This is a genomic window from Nitratireductor sp. OM-1 (assembly GCF_003296175.1).
GTDB lineage: Bacteria > Pseudomonadota > Alphaproteobacteria > Rhizobiales > Rhizobiaceae > Nitratireductor > Nitratireductor aquimarinus.
Genome location: NZ_CP029208.1, coordinates 668,538 through 687,032 on the forward strand (window position 1 = coordinate 668,538; position 18,495 = coordinate 687,032).

At 63.5% G+C, this 18,495-nt stretch carries 14 protein-coding genes and 1 riboswitch; of the genes, 7 read left to right on the top strand and 7 right to left on the bottom strand.

Annotated elements, in window-relative coordinates; translation table 11 throughout:
* The first annotated feature begins 88 nt into the window (after window positions 1-88).
* Genes DEJ54_RS03130 through lpdA form a run of 3 tightly spaced genes read left to right on the top strand, consistent with a single transcriptional unit; the run spans window position 89 to window position 6,078 of the window.
* The gene (locus DEJ54_RS03130; RefSeq protein ID WP_113153282.1) at window positions 89-3,076 is read left to right on the top strand and encodes a 2-oxoglutarate dehydrogenase E1 component; all 2,988 of its coding nucleotides are present in this window, start codon (window positions 89-91) and stop codon (window positions 3,074-3,076) included.
* Between the two features lie 21 nt (window positions 3,077-3,097).
* On the top strand, window positions 3,098-4,633 hold the full coding sequence (odhB, locus tag DEJ54_RS03135) for a 2-oxoglutarate dehydrogenase complex dihydrolipoyllysine-residue succinyltransferase (protein ID WP_113153283.1): 1,536 nt from the start codon (window positions 3,098-3,100) through the stop codon (window positions 4,631-4,633).
* Window positions 4,634-4,665: 32 nt separating this feature from the next.
* Window positions 4,666-6,078 carry a dihydrolipoyl dehydrogenase gene (lpdA, locus tag DEJ54_RS03140; protein ID WP_113153284.1) on the top strand — a complete coding sequence of 471 codons (1,413 nt, stop codon included), beginning with the start codon at window positions 4,666-4,668 and terminating at the stop codon, window positions 6,076-6,078.
* A gap of 126 nt (window positions 6,079-6,204) precedes the next feature.
* Here the strand turns inward: lpdA and DEJ54_RS03145 are convergent, their stop codons facing one another.
* The 5 genes from DEJ54_RS03145 to DEJ54_RS03165 all read right to left on the bottom strand — a co-directional run bounded on the left by DEJ54_RS03145 (window position 6,205) and on the right by DEJ54_RS03165 (window position 11,239).
* Entirely contained in the window at window positions 6,205-6,423 is a 219-nt protein-coding gene (locus DEJ54_RS03145) for a hypothetical protein (RefSeq protein ID WP_113153285.1), read from the bottom strand.
* Between the two features lie 73 nt (window positions 6,424-6,496).
* On the bottom strand, window positions 6,497-7,576 hold the full coding sequence (locus tag DEJ54_RS03150) for a TraB/GumN family protein (protein WP_245447680.1): 1,080 nt from the start codon (window positions 7,574-7,576) through the stop codon (window positions 6,497-6,499).
* A gap of 66 nt (window positions 7,577-7,642) precedes the next feature.
* Window positions 7,643-8,584: a tyrosine recombinase XerC gene (locus DEJ54_RS03155; protein WP_113156045.1), complete on the bottom strand. Its 942-nt coding sequence runs from the start codon at window positions 8,582-8,584 to the stop codon at window positions 7,643-7,645.
* A 192-nt stretch (window positions 8,585-8,776) separates the two neighbouring features.
* Window positions 8,777-10,588 carry an ABC-F family ATP-binding cassette domain-containing protein gene (locus DEJ54_RS03160; RefSeq protein ID WP_113153287.1) on the bottom strand — a complete coding sequence of 604 codons (1,812 nt, stop codon included), beginning with the start codon at window positions 10,586-10,588 and terminating at the stop codon, window positions 8,777-8,779.
* A gap of 3 nt (window positions 10,589-10,591) precedes the next feature.
* On the bottom strand, window positions 10,592-11,239 hold the full coding sequence (locus DEJ54_RS03165; protein ID WP_113156046.1) for a thiamine diphosphokinase: 648 nt from the start codon (window positions 11,237-11,239) through the stop codon (window positions 10,592-10,594).
* Window positions 11,240-11,332: 93 nt separating this feature from the next.
* Window positions 11,333-11,494: riboswitch (TPP riboswitch) on the top strand.
* A gap of 37 nt (window positions 11,495-11,531) precedes the next feature.
* Between DEJ54_RS03165 and thiB the strand changes: the two genes are divergently transcribed.
* From thiB to DEJ54_RS03185, 4 genes are all read left to right on the top strand, one after another.
* A complete protein-coding gene (gene thiB / locus DEJ54_RS03170) occupies window positions 11,532-12,536 on the top strand; it encodes a thiamine ABC transporter substrate binding subunit (RefSeq protein WP_162742207.1) in 1,005 nt (334 codons plus the stop codon).
* Between the two features lie 38 nt (window positions 12,537-12,574).
* Entirely contained in the window at window positions 12,575-14,173 is a 1,599-nt protein-coding gene (gene thiP / locus DEJ54_RS03175) for a thiamine/thiamine pyrophosphate ABC transporter permease (RefSeq protein ID WP_245447682.1), read from the top strand.
* Entirely contained in the window at window positions 14,170-14,931 is a 762-nt protein-coding gene (gene thiQ / locus DEJ54_RS03180) for a thiamine ABC transporter ATP-binding protein (protein WP_113153288.1), read from the top strand. Before thiP ends, thiQ begins: the two co-directional genes overlap by 4 nt.
* Before the next feature lie 156 nt (window positions 14,932-15,087).
* Window positions 15,088-16,575 carry a M48 family metalloprotease gene (locus DEJ54_RS03185; protein ID WP_113156049.1) on the top strand — a complete coding sequence of 496 codons (1,488 nt, stop codon included), beginning with the start codon at window positions 15,088-15,090 and terminating at the stop codon, window positions 16,573-16,575.
* 26 nt (window positions 16,576-16,601) lie between these two features.
* On the opposite strand, the gene DEJ54_RS03190 is transcribed toward DEJ54_RS03185, so the two are convergent.
* Complete coding sequence (locus DEJ54_RS03190; RefSeq protein WP_113156050.1) at window positions 16,602-17,459, bottom strand: RNA polymerase factor sigma-32; 858 nt, start codon at window positions 17,457-17,459, stop codon at window positions 16,602-16,604.
* Window positions 17,460-17,894: 435 nt separating this feature from the next.
* Window positions 17,895-18,470: a CarD family transcriptional regulator gene (locus tag DEJ54_RS03195; protein ID WP_113153289.1), complete on the bottom strand. Its 576-nt coding sequence runs from the start codon at window positions 18,468-18,470 to the stop codon at window positions 17,895-17,897.
* Between the last annotated feature and the right edge of the window lie 25 nt (window positions 18,471-18,495).

Below are 18,495 nucleotides of genomic sequence, written 5' to 3' on the forward strand. Positions count from 1 at the left end.
CCACACAAGTGGCAGCCGGGAACAATGTGACTGTCCGGCTTTTATTGCCGGCGACCAAGGAGCCGGAACCGTCGTTCCGGGAAGTGATATGGCACGGCAAGATCAGGCCAACGACCAAATGTCGCTCACCTCGTTCCTGTATGGCGGCAACGCCGCCTACATCGAGGAGCTTTACGCCAGCTATCAGGACAATCCGGCCTCGGTCAGCGAGGACTGGCGGGACTTCTTCGGCGCGCTCAAGGACGACGCAGCCGATGTGAAGAAGAACGCCGCCGGCGCGTCCTGGAAGAAGAAGGGCTGGCCTCAGGCCGCCAATGGCGAACTCGTCTCGGCGCTTGATGGCGACTGGGGCGCGGTCGAAAAACACTTCGACGGCAAAATCAAGGACAAGGCTGCGAAGGCCGGGGCCAAGCTCTCTCCCGAAGAGACGCTGCAGGCGACCCGCGATTCCGTGCGCGCCATCATGATGATCCGCGCCTATCGCATGCGCGGCCATCTGCATGCCGATCTCGACCCGCTTGGCATTGCCAAGCCGCTGGAAGATTACAACGAGCTGTCGCCCGAGGCCTATGGCTTCACCGAGGCAGACTACGACCGCCCGATCTTCATCGACCATGTTCTCGGTCTGGAGACGGCGACCATCCGCGAGATGCTCGACATCCTCAGGCGGACCTACTGCTCGACGCTGGGCGTCGAGTTCATGCACATCTCCAACCCGGCCGAGAAGGCCTGGATTCAGGAGCGCATAGAGGGTCCGGACAAGGGCGTCGAATTCACCGCCAACGGCAAGAAGGCGATCCTGCAGAAGCTGATCGAGGCCGAAGGCTTCGAGCAGTTCATCGACGTCAAGTACAAGGGCACCAAGCGCTTTGGCCTCGACGGCGGTGAAGCGCTGATCCCGGCGCTCGAGCAGATCATCAAGCGCGGCGGCCAGATGGGCCTGAAGGAAATCGTTCTCGGCATGGCCCACCGTGGCCGCCTGAACGTGCTCGCACAGGTCATGGAAAAGCCGCACCGCGCCATCTTCCACGAGTTCAAGGGCGGCTCCTTCGCACCTGACGACGTGGAAGGTTCGGGCGATGTGAAGTACCATCTCGGCGCTTCCTCCGACCGTGCGTTCGACGGCAACAATGTTCACCTGTCGCTGACCGCCAACCCCTCGCACCTGGAAATCGTGAACCCGGTGGTGATGGGCAAGGCCCGCGCCAAGCAGGACCAGGTGTTTGGCCGCAAGCGCGAAGAGATCGTGCCGCCGGAAGAGCGCGCGCGCGTCATGCCGCTGCTCCTGCACGGCGACGCCGCCTTTGCCGGCCAGGGCGTGGTGGCGGAGTGTTTCGGTCTTTCGGGCCTTCGCGGACACCGCGTTGCCGGCACCGTGCACTTCATCATCAACAACCAGATCGGCTTCACGACCAATCCGCGCTTCTCGCGTTCCTCGCCCTATCCTTCGGATGTGGCGAAGATGATCGAAGCGCCGATCTTCCACGTGAACGGCGACGACCCGGAAGCGGTGGTCTATGCGGCAAAGGTTGCGACCGAATTCCGCATGACCTTCCACAAGCCGGTGGTCATCGACATGTTCTGCTACCGCCGCTACGGCCACAATGAGGGCGACGAGCCGGCGTTCACGCAGCCGCTGATGTACAGCAACATCCGCAAGCACCCCACGACCAGCGAAATCTACGCGAAGAAGATGCTGGCCGAAGGCCTCGTCACCGAAGCCGACATCGAAGAGATGCGTTCTGGATGGCGCTCGAAGCTGGAGACGGAGTTCGATGCGGGCCAGGCCTACAAGCCGAACAAGGCCGACTGGCTGGACGGCGTGTGGTCGGGTCTGAAGAAGGCCGACCATGCGGACGAGCAGCGCCGGGGCAAGACCGCCGTGCCGGTGAAGACGCTGAAGGAGATCGGCAAGAAGCTGACCGAAGTGCCGGAGGACTTTGAAGCCCACCGCACGGTCCAGCGCTTCATGAAGAACCGCAAGGGCATGATCGACGAGGGCGCGGGCATCGACTGGGCGACGGCCGAGGCGCTTGCCTTCGGCTCGATCCTGCTCGAAGGCAACCCGGTTCGCCTTTCCGGTCAGGACTCCGAGCGCGGCACCTTCTCGCAGCGCCACTCGGTGCTTTACGACCAGCGCGACGAGAACCGCTACATCCCGCTCAACAATCTTGGACCGCAGCAGGCCTATTACGAAGTCATCAACTCGATGCTTTCGGAAGAAGCCGTGCTCGGCTTCGAATATGGCTTCTCGCTTGCAGAACCGCGGGCGCTGACGCTGTGGGAAGCCCAGTTCGGCGACTTCGCCAACGGCGCGCAGGTGGTGTTCGACCAGTTCATCTCGTCTGGTGAGCGCAAGTGGCTGCGCATGTCGGGTCTCGTGTGCCTGCTGCCGCACGGCTATGAGGGACAGGGTCCGGAGCACTCCTCCGCCCGCCTCGAACGCTGGCTGCAGATGTGCGCCGAGGACAACATGCAGGTCGCATACTGCTCTACGCCGGCGAACTACTTCCACATCCTGCGCCGTCAGTTGAAGCGTGACTTCCGCAAGCCGCTGATCCTGATGACGCCGAAGTCGCTGCTGCGCCACAAGCGCTGTGTCTCGACGCTGGCCGAACTCTCCGGCGAGAGCGCGTTCCACCGTCTGCTGTGGGACGATGCGGAGCATCAGGATGCGAACAGCGTCAAGCTGGTGAAGGATTCGAAGATCCGCCGCGTCGTGCTGTGCACGGGCAAGGTCTATTACGACCTCTATGAAGAGCGCGAGAAGCGCGGGCTGGACGATGTCTACCTGCTGCGCGTCGAGCAGCTCTACCCGTTCCCGGCCAAGGCTCTGATCAACGAGCTTTCGCGCTTCAAGAACGCGGAAATGGTGTGGTGTCAGGAAGAGCCCAAGAACATGGGCGCCTGGTCCTTCATCGAGCCGTATCTTGAGTGGGTTCTGCAGCACATCGAGGCAAAGAACACCCGCGTTCGCTACACGGGCCGTCCGGCCGCCGCATCGCCGGCGACGGGCCTCATGTCGAAACACCTGGCGCAGCTCGAGGCATTCCTCGAAGATGCGCTTGGCGAATAGCAAGCGACGGAGAAAAACGACATGGCGACCGAGATTCGGGTTCCCACTCTGGGCGAGTCCGTAACCGAGGCAACCATCGCCCGCTGGATGAAATCGGTGGGCGACACCATCGCCACCGATGAAGCGATCGTCGAACTGGAAACCGACAAGGTTTCCATCGAGGTGCCGGCTCCCGCAGCCGGCACGCTTGACGAGATCGTGGTCAAGGAAGGCGAAACCGTCGAAGTCGGCGCGCTGCTCGGCATGATTGCCGCAGGCGGTAGCGCCAGCAAAGCAAAAGCAGAAACCAAACAGTCCGGCGAAGCTTCGTCCGGCAGCTCTGAAAATCAGGAGGCAACCATGGCCGGCGGAAAAATCGTCGAGGTGAATGTTCCATCGGCGGGCGAGTCCGTCACCGAGGCCGAGGTCGGCGAGATCTTCAAGAAGGTCGGCGACGCGGTGAAGACCGACGAAGCGCTTCTCGAGCTCGAGACCGACAAGGCAGCACAGGAAGTGATGTCTCCGGTCGACGGCGTGATCACCGAAATGGTGGTTACCACGGGTGATGAAGTTGCAGTCGGCGCACTGCTGCTGCGCATCGAGCAGGGCGCAACCGCTTCTGCCGCCGCTCCCAAGGCCGACAAGCCGGCCGAGGCAGCGCCTGCTGCGAAGAAGGACGAAGACGGCGGCCGCCCGGCTGCGCCTTCGGCCCAGAAGATGATGACCGAAAAGGGCATCAAGGCTTCCGACGTTGCCGGCTCCGGCAAGGGTGGCCAGGTGCTCAAGGGCGACGTGATCGCCGCCATTGAAGGCGGATCGTCCAGCGCCCGCACCGAAGCGCCCAAGGCAGCCCGCCCGGCCTCCCCGGCCGAGGACGAGGTTCGCGAAGAGCGCGTGAAGATGACGCGTCTGCGCCAGACCATTGCGCGCCGCCTGAAGGACGCGCAGGACTCAGCCGCCATGCTGACCACCTTCAACGAGGTGGACATGACGGCCGTGATGGAGCTGCGCAAGAAGTACAAGGAGCTGTTCGAGAAGAAGCACGGCGTCAAGCTTGGCTTCATGGGCTTCTTCACCAAGGCGGTGACCCATGCGCTGAAGGAAATCCCGGCCGTTAACGCCGAGATCGACGGCACGGACATCATCTACAAGAACTTCTGCCATATCGGCGTTGCCGTCGGCACCGACCGCGGCCTCGTCGTGCCGGTGGTGCGCGATGCCGACCAGATGTCGATTGCCGAGGTGGAGAAGGAAATCGGTCGTCTGGGTCTCGCTGCCCGCGACGGCAAGCTTTCCATGGCCGACATGCAGGGCGGCACCTTCACCATCTCCAATGGCGGTGTGTACGGCTCGCTGATGTCGACCCCGATCCTGAACGCCCCGCAGTCGGGCATTCTGGGCATGCACAAGATCCAGGAGCGGCCGATGGTGGTCGGCGGCCAGATCGTCGTCCGTCCGATGATGTATCTCGCCCTCTCCTACGATCACCGCATCGTGGACGGCAAGGAAGCCGTGACCTTCCTCGTGCGCATCAAGGACGTGCTTGAGGATCCCGAGCGTCTGGTTCTCGACCTCTAGGCGATCACCGAGCAGAAAAAGGCAAAAGACCCATGTCCAACACCTATGATCTCGTCGTGATCGGCACCGGCCCCGGCGGCTATGTCTGCGCCATCAAGGCGGCGCAGCTTGGCCTCAAGACGGCCGTGGTCGAGAAGCTGCCCACCCATGGCGGCACCTGCGTCAATGTGGGCTGCATCCCTTCCAAGGCGCTGCTGCACGCCACGGAGATGTTCGAGGAGGCAGGACATGGTCTTGCCGATCTCGGCGTCGAGGTGAGCAAGCCGAAGCTCAATCTCAAGAAGATGATGGAGCACCGCGTCAAGACAGTCGAGCAGAACACCAAGGGTCTCGACTTCCTGATGAAGAAGAACAAGATCGACATCTTTCGCGGCTTCGGAAGCATTGCCGGCAAAGGCAAGGTGACCGTGAAGGCCGATGACGGCAAGGAAGAGACCGTGGAGGCGAAGAACATCGTCATCGCCACGGGCTCGGCCGTGGCCGGCATTCCGGGCGTCGACGTGACGTTCGACGAGAAGGTGATCGTCTCCTCCACCGGCGCGCTGGAACTCTCCAAGGTGCCGGAGCGCATGATCGTTGTCGGCGGCGGCGTGATCGGTCTCGAGCTTGGTTCCGTCTGGGCGCGTCTGGGCGCCAAGGTGACGGTGGTCGAGTATCTCGACACGATCCTCGGCGGCATGGACGGCGAAGTGGCCAAACAGTTCCAGCGCATGCTGGGCAAGCAGGGCTTCGAATTCAAACTCGGCGCGAAGGTCACGGATGTGGCCAAGGCCGGCAAGGGCGCGAAGGTGACCTTCGAGCCGGCAAAGGGCGGCGACGCCGAAACGCTGGAAGCCGACGTCGTTCTGGTGGCGACGGGCCGCAAGCCCTACACCGAGGGTCTCGGCCTCGACACGGTTGGCGTCGAGCTGGACGAGCGCGGCCGCGTGAAGACCGATGGTCACTTCCGCACCAATGTCGAGGGCGTCTACGCCATCGGCGACGTGATTGCCGGACCGATGCTTGCGCACAAGGCCGAGGATGAAGGCGTTGCCGTGGCCGAGATCCTGGCGGGTCAGGCCGGACACGTGAACTATGACGTGATCCCCGGCGTGGTCTACACGAGCCCTGAAGTCGCTTCCGTCGGCAAGACCGAGGAAGAGCTGAAGAAGGCTGGCGTGGAATACAACGCCGGCAAATTCCCCTTCTCGGCCAATGGACGCGCGCGCTCCATGCTGAAGACGGACGGCTTCGTGAAGGTGCTTGCCGACAAGAAGACGGACCGTGTTCTGGGTGTTCACATCGTCGGCTTTGGTGCTGGCGAAATGATCCACGAGGCTGCTGTTCTCATGGAGTTCGGTGGTTCATCGGAAGACCTGGCGCGCACCTGCCACGCCCACCCGACCATGTCGGAAACGGTCAAGGAAGCGGCTCTCGCGACCTTCGCCAAGCCGATCCACATGTGATCCGATCCCGCGCATTTGCGCGAGACAAAGGCCCCGTGGCGCAAGCTGCGGGGCCTTTTCGTTTCAGGTCGGGTTTACGAGTTTTGATGTGTGCCGTGTCAGGCATCTCGCCGGACAGAAAGCGCCTTAGCCGCCATCGCCCATGGGCACGACACCCGCATCGTCGGCAGGCGAAGCGTCTTCCCCGCCGAAAAAGCCGGTGCCGGAAAACGCCATGATGACGAGGATGATGATCGCGGCGCCCACGGCACCGAGCACGAAGCCCCGCGTTCCTTCCGATCCTGTCGCCCGGGCGGACCCGGCAGAATGACGCCCGGGTTTCTCAGTATCATTGTCGTCGCGCATGATCGCACTCCAGATGGCGCTCCCCAGCGCTGGCCAGACGATAACATGCAATTAGTTAGCCGGAACCCTGGAATTACAGAACGGGTTCGACCGCATAGCCCTCGGCGCGGAGCAATTCGATGAGACCTTCCTCACCGGGAAGATGCAGTGCGCCGACGGCGATGAACGCCCTGCCCCGGTCGAGGATCGGCGCGGCCCGCTCGGCCATGGTTCCATTGCGCACCTTGATCATCGCCTCATCAAACGCGGCATAGTCGTCGCCGGCGCTTTCCTCCTGAGGAATGGCGACGCGGATGAGCGGCCAGAACATGCCTGTCTCGCCCTGCGCATAGAGTGCAACCATGGTCTCCATCACGTCATCAAGGCCATCGCCCAGCGCCAGCGTCTCCACCAGACCGCGCATATGCAGGTCGAGCGGCAGCGAAGCCATGGCGTCGAGCTGTTCTACAGCGGATTCGAGGCCAAGCACCTCCTTGCCGGAGGCTTCCGCATCGGCGGCAAGCTTGATGTCGAGGATCGGCATGCCCGCTTCCTTGCGCTCAAGCTCACAGCCCGGCAGGGCGACCAGCGAAATCAGCATCCAGGGTTTCATCTTCTGGACGCTGGAAAAGGGCACGCCGCGCTCGGCCAGCGCCTCTGAAACCGCTTTGCGGTCTTCCTCGCTCAGATGATCGGCCAGCGTTTCGTCGCCGGTGAACATCATCAGTTCGGGCCGCTTGAACATGGCGGCCGCCATTTTGGACTGGTCGAGAATGTCGGTCGTCTCGATCACGACACGCTCGGAGGCATCGAAGGCCGCCTGAGCGTCTTCCGTCAGCGTCACGACGCGCGGATCGCTCATATGCATGGTGCCGAAAAGATAAGAGGGCTCCACGCCCTCCTTTTCGACCCGCCACAGAAGGCCACTGCCATTGGGCGTTTCGGCCGCCTGCCGCCGCACCTCTTCGAGCGCTGCGGGATCGTCCGTTGCGAGTTCGGTCAGAAGGTTCTTGCCCGCGCAGACAATCTCTCTGGACTTCGCCGGGGTGGCCGTGACGAGGCCGACGACAAGCGCGAGAAGGAGAAGAAACGGAAAGGCAGCCGCCAGCTGGAAGAGGCGATCTGCGAACCGTTCGGCCATGGGAATGGCGGTGGCTTTGGCGTGCGTTTTCATGCGGCCACGCTAGACGCAAATCACGGCCAAAGCGTTAATCGAACCGCGCGGTTTCGAGGGAATGTTTCAGGCGCGCGGGTGGGCCGCATCGTAGATTTCCAGAAGCCGCGCCGTGTCCACACCGGTATAGACCTGCGTGGTGGAAAGGCTGGCGTGACCGAGCAGTTCCTGGATCGCGCGCAGATCGCCGCCACGCCCCAGAAGATGGGTGGCGAAGGAATGCCGCAACGCATGGGGCGTCGCCGTTTCCGGCAGATTGAGCGCCGAGCGCATGCGCTTCATCTCGCGCTGAATGATGGCCGGTTGCAACGCGCCGCCCCGCGCGCCGCGAAAGAGCGGCTTGTCGGCCTCACCATGCCAGGGGCAGAGACGCTGATATTCGGCGACCGCCTCGACCGTGACGGGCAGGACGGGCACGAGCCGCGTCTTGCCGCCCTTGCCGGTGATTCGCAGCGCACCCTGGCGCATGTCGGCAACCTGACTGCATAGAAGCCCCAGCGCCTCGGAAATGCGGAGCCCCGCGCCGTAAAGCAGCGTGAAGACGGCTGCGTTGCGCGCGGCGATCCACGGCTCCTCGGCCAGTTGCCCGCTGCCGGAAGCGACCTTGCGGGCATCGACCGCCGTCAGCGGCTTGGGCAATGCACGGGGTGCGCGCGGCGCTTTGAGCGCTGCTGCGGCGGCCGCATTCACAAGCCCGCGGCGCTCAAGGTAGCGCAGGAAGGAGCGGACCCCGGCAAGGCCGCGCCCGAGCGTGCGCGCACCGGCTCCATTGCCACGCCGAAAGGCGAGGAAAGCGCGCAGATCCGCCGGGCGCAGTTCGGCAATATCGGAGAGGCCCGGCGCATCGCCGCAATGGCCGGTCAGGAATTGCAGAAACTGCCGCGTATCGCGCTCATAGGCATCGACGGTGAGCGCGGAGAGACGCCGCTCACCGGCAAGCGCGGAAAGCCATGCGGTGCGGGCCTTTTGAAGGTCGGGCTTTGCGGAAACGAGAAATTCCTGGTTCATGGGAAGCATTGTGAACCAGTCTGGTTAGCAGCCGGTGAAGGCGTGCGGGATGACAGCTTCCTTCTCCCCGCATGCGGGGAGAAGGGGGCCTTGAAGTCGGGGCCAACTCAAGCCGGCTTCATCGCCAGACTTGCCCCCACAATGATGGCTAAGCGAGCGAAGAAGCGAAGCGGAACCCTTCAGCAAAAACCGCTAAGCGCCTTCGATTTCCTCGCGCAGCATTTCGAGTTCCAGCCACTCTTCTTCCATCTTCTCGCTGCTGGCGCGCGCGTCATCCAGCTCCTTGGAAAAGCGCTGAAAGGCGGCGGCATCGCGCGTGTAGAGGTTGGGATCGGCGAGCTTTTTCTCCAGAGCCGCAATTTCGTCAGCCAGCTCATCGAGCTTCTTCGGCAGGGTCTCCAGTGCGAATTTCTGCTTGTAGGAGAGCTTCTTCGAAGCTGCCCTCGGCGCACCTGCATTGCCGGCTGACCTGGCCTTCTGCTGCTCTGCCGTGCGCGCCTTGCGCCGCTCCAGCTCCTCGCCCTTGCGCTGCGCCATCATGTCGGCATAGCCGCCGGCATATTCGATCCAGCGGCCATCGCCGGCCGGCGCAATGGTGCTCGTGACCGTGCGGTCGAGGAAGTCGCGGTCATGGCTGACGAGCAGCACGGTGCCGGGGAAGCCCTCGACAAGCTCCTGCAGGAGATCGAGCGTTTCCATGTCGAGATCGTTAGTCGGCTCATCGAGTACGAGAAGATTGGCCGGGCGGGCCAGAAGGCGGGCGAGCACAAGCCGCGCGCGCTCGCCACCGGAGAGCTCGCGGATGGGCGTGCGCGCCTGCTCGGGCTTGAACAGGAAGTCCTTCATGTAGGAGACGACATGCCGCTCCTGCCCGTTGACCACGACACTGTCGCCACGGCCATCGGTGAGGAAATGAGACAGAGTCTCCAGCGGGTCCAGAGCGCGCTTCTGGTCCAGAATGGCGATTTCCAGATTTGCGCCGAGCCGCAGCGAGCCTTCGTCTGGCTCGAGCTTGCCGGTCAGAAGATTGATCAGCGTCGTCTTGCCGGCTCCATTGGGGCCGACAAGGCCAACACGGTCGCCGCGCAGGATGCGCGTGGAGAAATCCTTCACCACCTGAAGCCCGTCATAGGACTTGGCGAGGCCCTTTGCCTCGATGACCAGCTTGCCGGATTCGGCGGCGTCGCTGGCCGTCATGGTGGCCACGCCTTCCGCACCGCGATGGCTGCGATGCTTTTCGCGCAGCGCATGCAGCTCGCCCAGACGGCGCACATTACGCTTGCGGCGCGCGGTGACGCCATAGCGCAGCCAGTGTTCCTCGCGCTCGATCTTGCGGGCAAGCTTGTGCTGATCGCGCTCTTCCTCCTCCAGCACCTGATCGCGCCAGTCCTCGAAATGGGCAAAGCCCTTGTCGAGCCTGCGCGTGACGCCACGGTCGAGCCAGACGGTTGCGCGGCTCACGCGTTCGAGAAAACGACGGTCATGCGAGATGGTGACAAGGGCTGAAGACGTGCGCTGCAGCTCTTCTTCCAGCCATTCGATGGTGGCGAGGTCGAGATGGTTGGTCGGCTCGTCCAGCAACAGCAGATCAGGCTCGGGCGCAAGCACCCGGGCGAGCGCTGCACGGCGCGCCTCGCCGCCCGACAGCGTTGCCGGGTCTTCATCGCCGGACAGGCCCAGCCGGTCGATGACCAGCGCCACACGGTTGATGTCGTCCGCCGGGCCGAGACCGGCCTCCACATAGGCGCGCACGGTCGAAAAACCCTGCCAGTCGGGTGACTGGGGCAGATAGCGCACGGTCGCCGTCGGCTGGCGGAACACCTCGCCATCCTGCGGCTCCACGAGGCCGGCGGCGATCTTCAGAAGCGTCGACTTGCCGGAGCCGTTGCGCCCGACCAGCGCCAGCCGCTCGCCGGGGCCGACCATCAGCGATGCGCCATCGAGCAGCGGCGTGCCGCCGAAGGTCAGGCGAATGCCATCAAGCTTTAAAAGAGGCGGCGCCATGGATCAGTGTTCTCCGTCGTTGGAAAGATGGGCGACCAGCAGCGCCCTGCCCTCTTTGAGGGTAACCGCGAGTTCGCCATCGACCACATTGGAAAGGGTCAGCGACGAACCGAAAGGAACCTCGACCGCATCGAGCGGCCATTTGGCCCCTTCCACGGTGAGGCCGGAAAGGGCCGAAAAGCCGAGGATCGAAAACAGCGTTTTCTGCGGATAGTCGAAGCGATGGCGCATGCCGGGCAGCAGCGGCACGCCTTCCTGCACGCCGCTTGTCAGCCGCGTCTTAATGCCCTGTTCTGAAAGCTGAAGCGCCTGCGCGAGATGCAGGAACATGTGATCGGGCCGCGCGCCGCCGAAAGCACCCACGAGAACGAGGCTCGTCGCGCCCGCTTCCAGCGCTGCAGCGATGGCGAGTTCCCCGTCCGTCTTGTCCTTGTCGGCGGGAAAGGCGCGGCGCGGCACCCGGGCATAGGCCTCGGCCATGCCGTACGGCTCGGAATCGAAATCGCCGACCCACAGCTCCGGCATAACGCCCAGAAGCGCTGCGTGACGCATGCCTGAATCAGCCGCGATGATGCGGCTGTCGGCGATTTCGGCATCGAGTGCCGGCGTGCGTGTGAGATCTCCGCCCAGGAGAAGGGTAAACAGGCTCATGGTCGAGGCCCATATCATGCCGGCGGGCAAGCGCCAACGGCGTTCGCGCCATTCCGCCTCTTGCGCCGGCCCCTGCCGCGCCCTATTTTCCCGGTCGCTCTAACGGGGTGCCGGCGGATTGCCGGCTGAGAGGCCCAGTGGTTGAAACGGATGCAGCTTTGCCTTGATCAAGGGAAAGCCGCATCAGTGGAACCCGGCCAACCCGCTGAACCTGATCCGGTTTGCACCGGCGGAGGGATTAGACGCTATTCGCACAGCGCCTCATTCCCCAACCAAACGAGAGGAGGCGCAGATGCGCGCGACCACCCTGCTTTCCACCATGGCGCTTGGCACGCTGGCCATGGCCGGCCATGCGGCGGCCGAAGACAAGCTCACCGTCTACACCTATGAGAGCTTCACCTCCGACTGGGGCCCCGGCCCGGCGGTGGAGAAGGCGTTCGAGGCGGAATGCGGCTGCGACGTGGATTTCGTTTCCGTGGCCGATGGCGTGGCGCTTCTGAACCGCGTGAAGCTCGAAGGCAAATCGACCAAGGCCGACATCGTGCTCGGTCTCGACAACAACCTCGTGCACGAGGCCCGCGAGACCGGCCTGTTTGCGCCCCATGGCGTCGAAATGGGCAGGGTGAACGTGCCGGGCGGGTTCGAGGACGACACGTTCGTTCCGTTCGACTACGGCTATTTCGCCTTTGTCTATGACACCGAGGCCATCGAGACCCCGCCGGCAAGCCTGAAGGAGCTGGTGGAGAGCGACAGTAATCTGAAGATCGCCATTCAGGACCCGCGCACCTCCACGCCGGGCCTCGGACTGCTGCTCTGGATGAAGGCCGTCTACGGCGACGACGCAGCGGACGCCTGGGGCAAACTGCAGGACAAGGTGCTGACGGTGACGCCGGGCTGGAGCGAGGCCTATGGCCTGTTCACCAGCGGCGAAGCGCCGATGGTGCTGTCCTACACCACCTCGCCCGCCTATCACCAGATTGCCGAAGATTCCGAGCGCTACAAGGCGGCGGGCTTTGAAGAAGGGCATTATCTTCAGGTGGAAGTGGCAGCACAGACCGTGAAGGGTGCGGAAAACCCGCTGGCGCAGAAATTCCTCGCCTTCATGACCGGCCCCGGCTTCCAGGACGCGATTCCCGAAACCAACTGGATGTTCCCGGCCGGCGAGACATCGGAGCCGCTCAACCCGGTGTTCGACACTCTGGTGAAGCCGGGCGAGACGCTCGAATTCTCATCGAAAGAGGTGGCGGAAAACCGCAAGGCCTGGGTCGATGAGTGGCTTTCGGTGATGAGCCGCTGACCGTTTCGCGCGCGCCCGACATGGAAAGACGCCCCCTCATGGACAGGCGTATCGCAGCGGGACGGCTTGCGCTGGCCGCTGTCGGCCTGCTGATCGGCGGAGCCTTTGCGGGCCTTGCCGTGGAGGCCCTGCAACAGGGTACGGGCGCGTTTGCAGCTTTCGACGCCTATCTGCTGCGGATCGCCCGCTTCACGCTCTGGCAGGCGCTGTTATCGACGCTTTTATCAGTCGTGCCGGCGATCCTTCTGGCGCGCGCGCTGGCGCGCCATCCCGCATTTGTGGGGCGCGCCTTCATCCTGCGCCTGTTTGCCGTGCCGCTTGCGCTTCCCGCCATTGTGGCGGCGCTCGGCATTCTGGCGCTTCTGGGAAGAGCGGGGATTTTCGCGCCTTTCCTGTCCGTGCTCTTCAATGAGCACTGGCCCGGTATTTACGGGCTTTCGGGCATTCTGGTCGCCCATGTCTTCTTCAATCTGCCGCTTGCCACGCGCCTGTTCCTGAACGCGCTGGAAAGCGTGCCCGCCGACCAGTGGCGTCTTGCGGCCCAGCTCGGCATGGGCGCGCGCGCCTCGTTCCGGTTTCTCGAATGGCCGGCCATGCGCGCGGCCCTTCCCGGCATTGCCGGTCTCGTCTTCATGCTGTGCGTGACCTCGTTCACCATCGTCCTGCTGCTTGGCGGCGGACCCCGCGCGACAACGCTGGAAGTGGCGATCTATCAGGCGCTGCGGTTCGACTTCGACCCGGCCCGCGCGCTGGTGCTGACGCTGGTGCAGCTGGCGCTGGCCGGCGGCGTTGTTCTGGCGTTAAGCCGGCTCGGCGCGTCGCTCAGCGGCGATGCCAACCTGCCCGTCGCGCCGCGCCGCATTGTCTGGCACACGCCATTGGAGACGGTTCTCAACACCGTCATCATCGTCGCGGGGCTGCTCTTCGTCGCCGGACCGATGGCTGCGACCGTGGTCGCCGGTCTGAAAGCGGATCTGGCGCGGCTTGCCACCGAGAGCGCGGTGTTTTCGGCCACAGCAACCAGCCTGCTTTTCGCCAGCCTCTCCGCGCTTTTATGCCTGGTTCTTTCGCTGGCGCTGGTGGCGGCACGCCGGGCGCTCGAAATGAAGCGCGGCGCACTGCCTGCGGGCCTTCTTGAACGCGCCACCGACAGCGGGGCGGCGATGGTGCTCATCATTCCGCCGCTGGTGATCGGTGCCGGCTGGTTCATTCTGCTGCGGCATGTGGGCGATGTGTTCGCCTTTGCACCGGCGATGGTCGTCACCGTCAACGCGGTGATGGCGATGCCGTTTGCAATCCGCGCGATCCGCCCGGCCTATGACGCTGCCAGCGCCCGCCATGAGCGGCTCTGCCTGTCGCTGGGCATCACTGGCTGGACACGACTACGCCTCGTCGACTGGCCGGCGCTGCGCCGCCCTGCCGCGACCGCGCTCGCCTTCGCCGCCGCTCTTTCGCTCGGCGACCTCGGCGTGATCGCGCTGTTCGGCTCCGATCAGGTGCAGACGCTGCCCTATCTTCTGTTGCAGCGCATGGGCAGCTATCGCACGGCGGATGCCGCAGGCATTGCCCTTTTTCTGGGGCTTCTTTGTCTGGCATTGATGTTCGTGGCCGACCGTCTCGGCAAGGAGAAGACATGACCAAGGCTGACGCCGCACACGGCGCGGGGATCACACTCGAAAAGCTGCGCTTTGCCTATCCGGGCGGGAGCGAAATGGCGTTCGACCTGACCATCTCCCCGTCCGACATCGTCGCCGTGATGGGCCCGAGCGGCTCTGGCAAATCGACGCTTCTCAGCCTCATCGCCGGCTTCGAGACACCGACCTCGGGCCGCATCATGATCGACGGAAAGGATGTTTCCGGGCTGACGCCGCATCGCCGGCCCGTCTCCATGGTGTTTCAGGAAAACAATCTCTTCGCGCATCTCACGGTCGCGCAGAATGTGGGGCTGGGGCGCTCGCCTGCGCTGAAGCTGACGGAAGAAGACCGCGCCGCGGTCTCCGACGCGCTTGCCAGAACCGGGCTTGCCGGCAAGGAAGACCGGCTGCCACGGGCGCTTTCGGGCGGTGAACGCCAGCGGGTGGCGCTGGCGCGTGTTTTAATCCGCAAGCGTCCGGTGCTCCTGATGGACGAACCCTTCGCCTCGCTCGGACCGGCGCTGCGCGACGAGATGCTGGACCTGATCCACGCCCTGCATGCGGAACAGCAGATGACGGTGCTGATGGCAACGCATGACCCGCGCGACGCGGAACGGCTTTGCAGGACGATGATCTTTGTTGAAGAGGGGCAGGTCGCCGCGACCGGCACAACCGCAGCGTTCATCGCCGGCGATGCCTCAGAAGCCTTCAATCGCTACATAGGCGCACGGCGGGAAATAAATTACTCTACAACAAATTGATTCCACTGTTGCAGCTTATGCGCTAGACCGTGGCTCGGACGGGACATCACGCCATGTTGAGGGAACCAAGTGCGTGACTTGGGCATTAATGACGGTCATGCTTTGGACAAAATCAACCGGAAGGACACGACCCTGTCCAATGAAGCGCCCGCTACCATGAATTTCCAGCCATCAGCGCGAGCCATACCGCGCAAAGCCATTCTCGCCGTAGCGCTCACAGTCCTCCTGTCGGGCTGCCAGATGGTGCCCACGGACACAGGCAGCTTCATGCCGTCGTCGAACCCGGTCACGGTCGATTCGGTGACGCGCGGCAACCGTCTTGCAAGGCTTGCACGCCAGCAGCATCCCCGCATTCTGCAGACCTATGGCGGCGAATACTCCGATCCGAAGCTGGAGCGCATGGTCGCCAAGGTGGTGGGGTCTCTGACGCTGGATGAGCAGAACACCGGCGCGGCCTACACGGTCACCATTCTGAATTCGCCCAACGTCAACGCATTCGCGCTGCCGGGCGGCTATCTCTATGTCACGCGCGGTCTTCTGGCGCTCGCCAATGATTCGGCTGAGCTTGCAGCGGTCATCGCGCATGAAATGGCGCACGTCACAGCCAATCACGGCATCGAGCGGCAGAAGCTCGAAGCGCAGGAAAAGTTCGCCTCGAAAGTGGTGAGCGAGGTGATCGACGGGCGCGATCAGGCGGCGCAGGCAGCGCTGGTACGCGGCAAGCTGAGGCTCGCGCAGTTCTCGCGCAATCAGGAGCTGGAAGCGGACCGTCTGGGGATCCGCACCACAACCCATGCGGGCTATGATGCGTTCGCGGCTGCGCGCTTCCTGCAGGCCATGGACGCCTATCAGGGCTTCCGCAGTGTGAGCGGCGCGACCGACGCCAGCCTCGACTTCCTGGCCAGTCACCCCAATGCGCCACGGCGCATCGAACTCGCGCAGCGCCATGCGCGCGAGATGCAGCAGCCGGACGCCGCAGGCAAGCGCGACCGCGATTCCTTCCTCGCCGGCATTGACGGCATGATCTACGGGGATTCGCCGGAAGAGGGCTATGTGCGCGGGCGCGACTTCCTGCATCCGGGTCTGGGCGTCGCTTTCCAGGTGCCCGAAGGCTTCATCATCGACAATTCCACCAAGGCGGTGACGGCTGTCGGGCCGGACGACATCGCGGTGCGCTTCGACGGGGCGACGGTGCCCCAGCGCACTTCGCTGACGGATTATCTGACAAGCGGTTGGGTTGCGGGTCTGGAGCCCGAAACCATCCGCACGTTCACGATCAATGGATATCCGGCAGCCAAGGGACGCGCGAGCGCCGATGGCTGGCAGTTCGACGTGACGGTGATCCGCTCCGGCGGGCAGGTCTATCGTCTTCTGACGGCTGCGCCTGCGACGAGCAACGATCTGGAACGGGTTGCCAATTCCGTCGGGCAGAGCTTCCGCATTCTCAATCAGGCGGAGCGTGCTGCGCTGAAGCCACTGCGCGTGCGTGTCGTAACGGTTCAGCCGGGGGAGACGCTCGGTTCGCTGGCAGCGCAGATGCGCGGTGTGGACCGCAAGGTGGAGCTTTTCCGGCTCCTCAACGCACTTGGCCCCGGCGCAACGCCCTCGGCCGGCAGCAAGGTCAAGATCGTCACTGATCGCTAAATTACGGCTGGCGCGAAGCCAGCCGTTCAGGCCGTGCTGCCGGACAGCGCGGGATGCTCGCGCGTGAGCACCGTGCGCAGTTTTTCCATGGCCCGCGTCTCGATCTGCCGCACACGCTCCTTGGAGATGCCCAGCGCCGAACCGAGCGCTTCAAGCGTTGCGCCATCTTCTGCCAGACGCCGCTCGCGGATGATCTTCAGCTCGCGCCTGTCCAGGACATCCAGCGCGTCGGTCAGCCAGAGCGCCCGCCGTTCCTCATCGATCATGTGTTCGACCGTCTCGTCGACCGGTGCCTCATCGGAGGGCAGGAAATCCATGCGCTCGGCTGAAGCCTCGCCTTCATCCCGCACCGGCGCGTTAAGCGACAGATCCGGGCCGGAAAGCCGCGCGTCCATCATCGCCACATCCGCAGGCGAAACGCCGAGAAGCTTGGCCGCTTCCTGATGAATTTCGCTGGGTGAGCCCATGCTTTTCTGCAATTTGGCCCTCAGCCGGCGGTATTTGAAAAACAGCGACTTCTGCGCCGAACTCGTGCCGCCACGCACGATGGACCAGTTGCGCAGGACATAATCCTGCATCGAGGCGCGTATCCACCAGGTCGCATAGGTGGAAAAGCGCACACCCCGTTCCGGGTCGAACCGGGCCGCCGCTTCCAGAAGGCCGATATGCCCCTCCTGAATGAGGTCGGCAGCGGGCAATCCGAAATTCCTGAAGCGCGACGCCATGGCAATGACAAGCCGCATGTGCGCCACTGTTAAATGATGAAGCGCCTGCTGGTCCTGCTTCTTGTGCCAGCGCTGTGCGAGGTCCTGCTCTTCCTCCAGCGCCAGATAAGGCGCCTTCATGGCCTTTTCGATGAGTTTGCGTTCCGCCCGGTCTTGCATGATGCTCTCCCGCGTTTCTGGATCGCCACGCGTCCGTCCGGACGCATAAAGGACGATCCAAACCATTGATGGAGCATCGGATGATCCGAAAACCGGTTCCCACTTTTCGGTCCGATGCTCTGGCTTGGCCCCTTTCTTAAGGAGAGGATTCCAAGCCGGTCAGCCCATACGCACAGGCCCAATTGCCGATGCGCGGTTACACGTGTCAGAGCGCCCTGACGCGGCATCTGCTGGTGCAGAAACACGCCAATGACGGACATCCCGGGACCCCGACCAGGCTTTGCAAAAAGCGGTGATCTCGACCGAAGAAACGAGACATCACCTAGAGTAACGAGTCGCAGACGAAAAAAGTTCCAGCCGATTACAGTTTAGTAGCCGGCAATAAAAAACCCGGCTGAAACAGCCGGGTTTTTCAAAACAGATGAGGTGGGAAGCTTATGCAGCTTCTTCCTTCTCTTCGGCTTCCTCATTGTCGGCCTTCGCACCGCGGCGCGGGCCCTTGTTGAGGTTGGTCTCGATCAGGCGGACAGCCTCCGTCTCCGACATGCGGTTGACGGCTGCAATCTCGCGCGCCATGCGGTCGAGCGCGGCTTCATAAAGCTGACGCTCCGAATAGGACTGCTCCGGCTGGTTGTCGGCGCGGTAAAGGTCACGCACGACTTCCGAGATGGAGATCAGGTCGCCCGAGTTGATCTTCGCATCGTATTCCTGCGCGCGGCGCGACCACATGGTGCGCTTCACGCGGGCGCGGCCCTGAACGACCTTGAGTGCGCGATCAACATAATCGGTTTCGGAAAGCTTGCGCATGCCGATGGACGTCGCCTTGGCGACCGGCACTTTGAGGCGCATCTTGTCTTTCTCGAAATCGATGACGAACAATTCCAGCTTGTGACCGGCGACTTCCTGCTCTTCGATCGTAACGATCTGGCCGACGCCATGCGCCGGGTAAACGATGTATTCGCCAGTCTTGAAACCCTGGCGCTGCGCCGATTTTTTCTGCTGGGTGGTCATCCGCCTAACACTCCTGTTCTAAAGG

What these genes read in the sequence shown, in the direction of transcription:
- DEJ54_RS03130 (WP_113153282.1), top strand. Translation starts at nt 89, where the DNA reads ATGGCACGGCAAGATCAGGCCAACGACCAAATGTCGCTCACCTCGTTC.
- odhB (WP_113153283.1), top strand. Translation starts at nt 3,098, where the DNA reads ATGGCGACCGAGATTCGGGTTCCCACTCTGGGCGAGTCCGTAACCGAG.
- lpdA (WP_113153284.1), top strand. Translation starts at nt 4,666, where the DNA reads ATGTCCAACACCTATGATCTCGTCGTGATCGGCACCGGCCCCGGCGGC.
- DEJ54_RS03145 (WP_113153285.1), bottom strand. Translation starts at nt 6,423, where the DNA reads ATGCGCGACGACAATGATACTGAGAAACCCGGGCGTCATTCTGCCGGG.
- DEJ54_RS03150 (WP_245447680.1), bottom strand. Translation starts at nt 7,576, where the DNA reads ATGAAAACGCACGCCAAAGCCACCGCCATTCCCATGGCCGAACGGTTC.
- DEJ54_RS03155 (WP_113156045.1), bottom strand. Translation starts at nt 8,584, where the DNA reads ATGAACCAGGAATTTCTCGTTTCCGCAAAGCCCGACCTTCAAAAGGCC.
- DEJ54_RS03160 (WP_113153287.1), bottom strand. Translation starts at nt 10,588, where the DNA reads ATGGCGCCGCCTCTTTTAAAGCTTGATGGCATTCGCCTGACCTTCGGC.
- DEJ54_RS03165 (WP_113156046.1), bottom strand. Translation starts at nt 11,239, where the DNA reads ATGAGCCTGTTTACCCTTCTCCTGGGCGGAGATCTCACACGCACGCCG.
- thiB (WP_162742207.1), top strand. Translation starts at nt 11,532, where the DNA reads ATGCGCGCGACCACCCTGCTTTCCACCATGGCGCTTGGCACGCTGGCC.
- thiP (WP_245447682.1), top strand. Translation starts at nt 12,575, where the DNA reads ATGGACAGGCGTATCGCAGCGGGACGGCTTGCGCTGGCCGCTGTCGGC.
- thiQ (WP_113153288.1), top strand. Translation starts at nt 14,170, where the DNA reads ATGACCAAGGCTGACGCCGCACACGGCGCGGGGATCACACTCGAAAAG.
- DEJ54_RS03185 (WP_113156049.1), top strand. Translation starts at nt 15,088, where the DNA reads ATGAATTTCCAGCCATCAGCGCGAGCCATACCGCGCAAAGCCATTCTC.
- DEJ54_RS03190 (WP_113156050.1), bottom strand. Translation starts at nt 17,459, where the DNA reads ATGCAAGACCGGGCGGAACGCAAACTCATCGAAAAGGCCATGAAGGCG.
- DEJ54_RS03195 (WP_113153289.1), bottom strand. Translation starts at nt 18,470, where the DNA reads ATGACCACCCAGCAGAAAAAATCGGCGCAGCGCCAGGGTTTCAAGACT.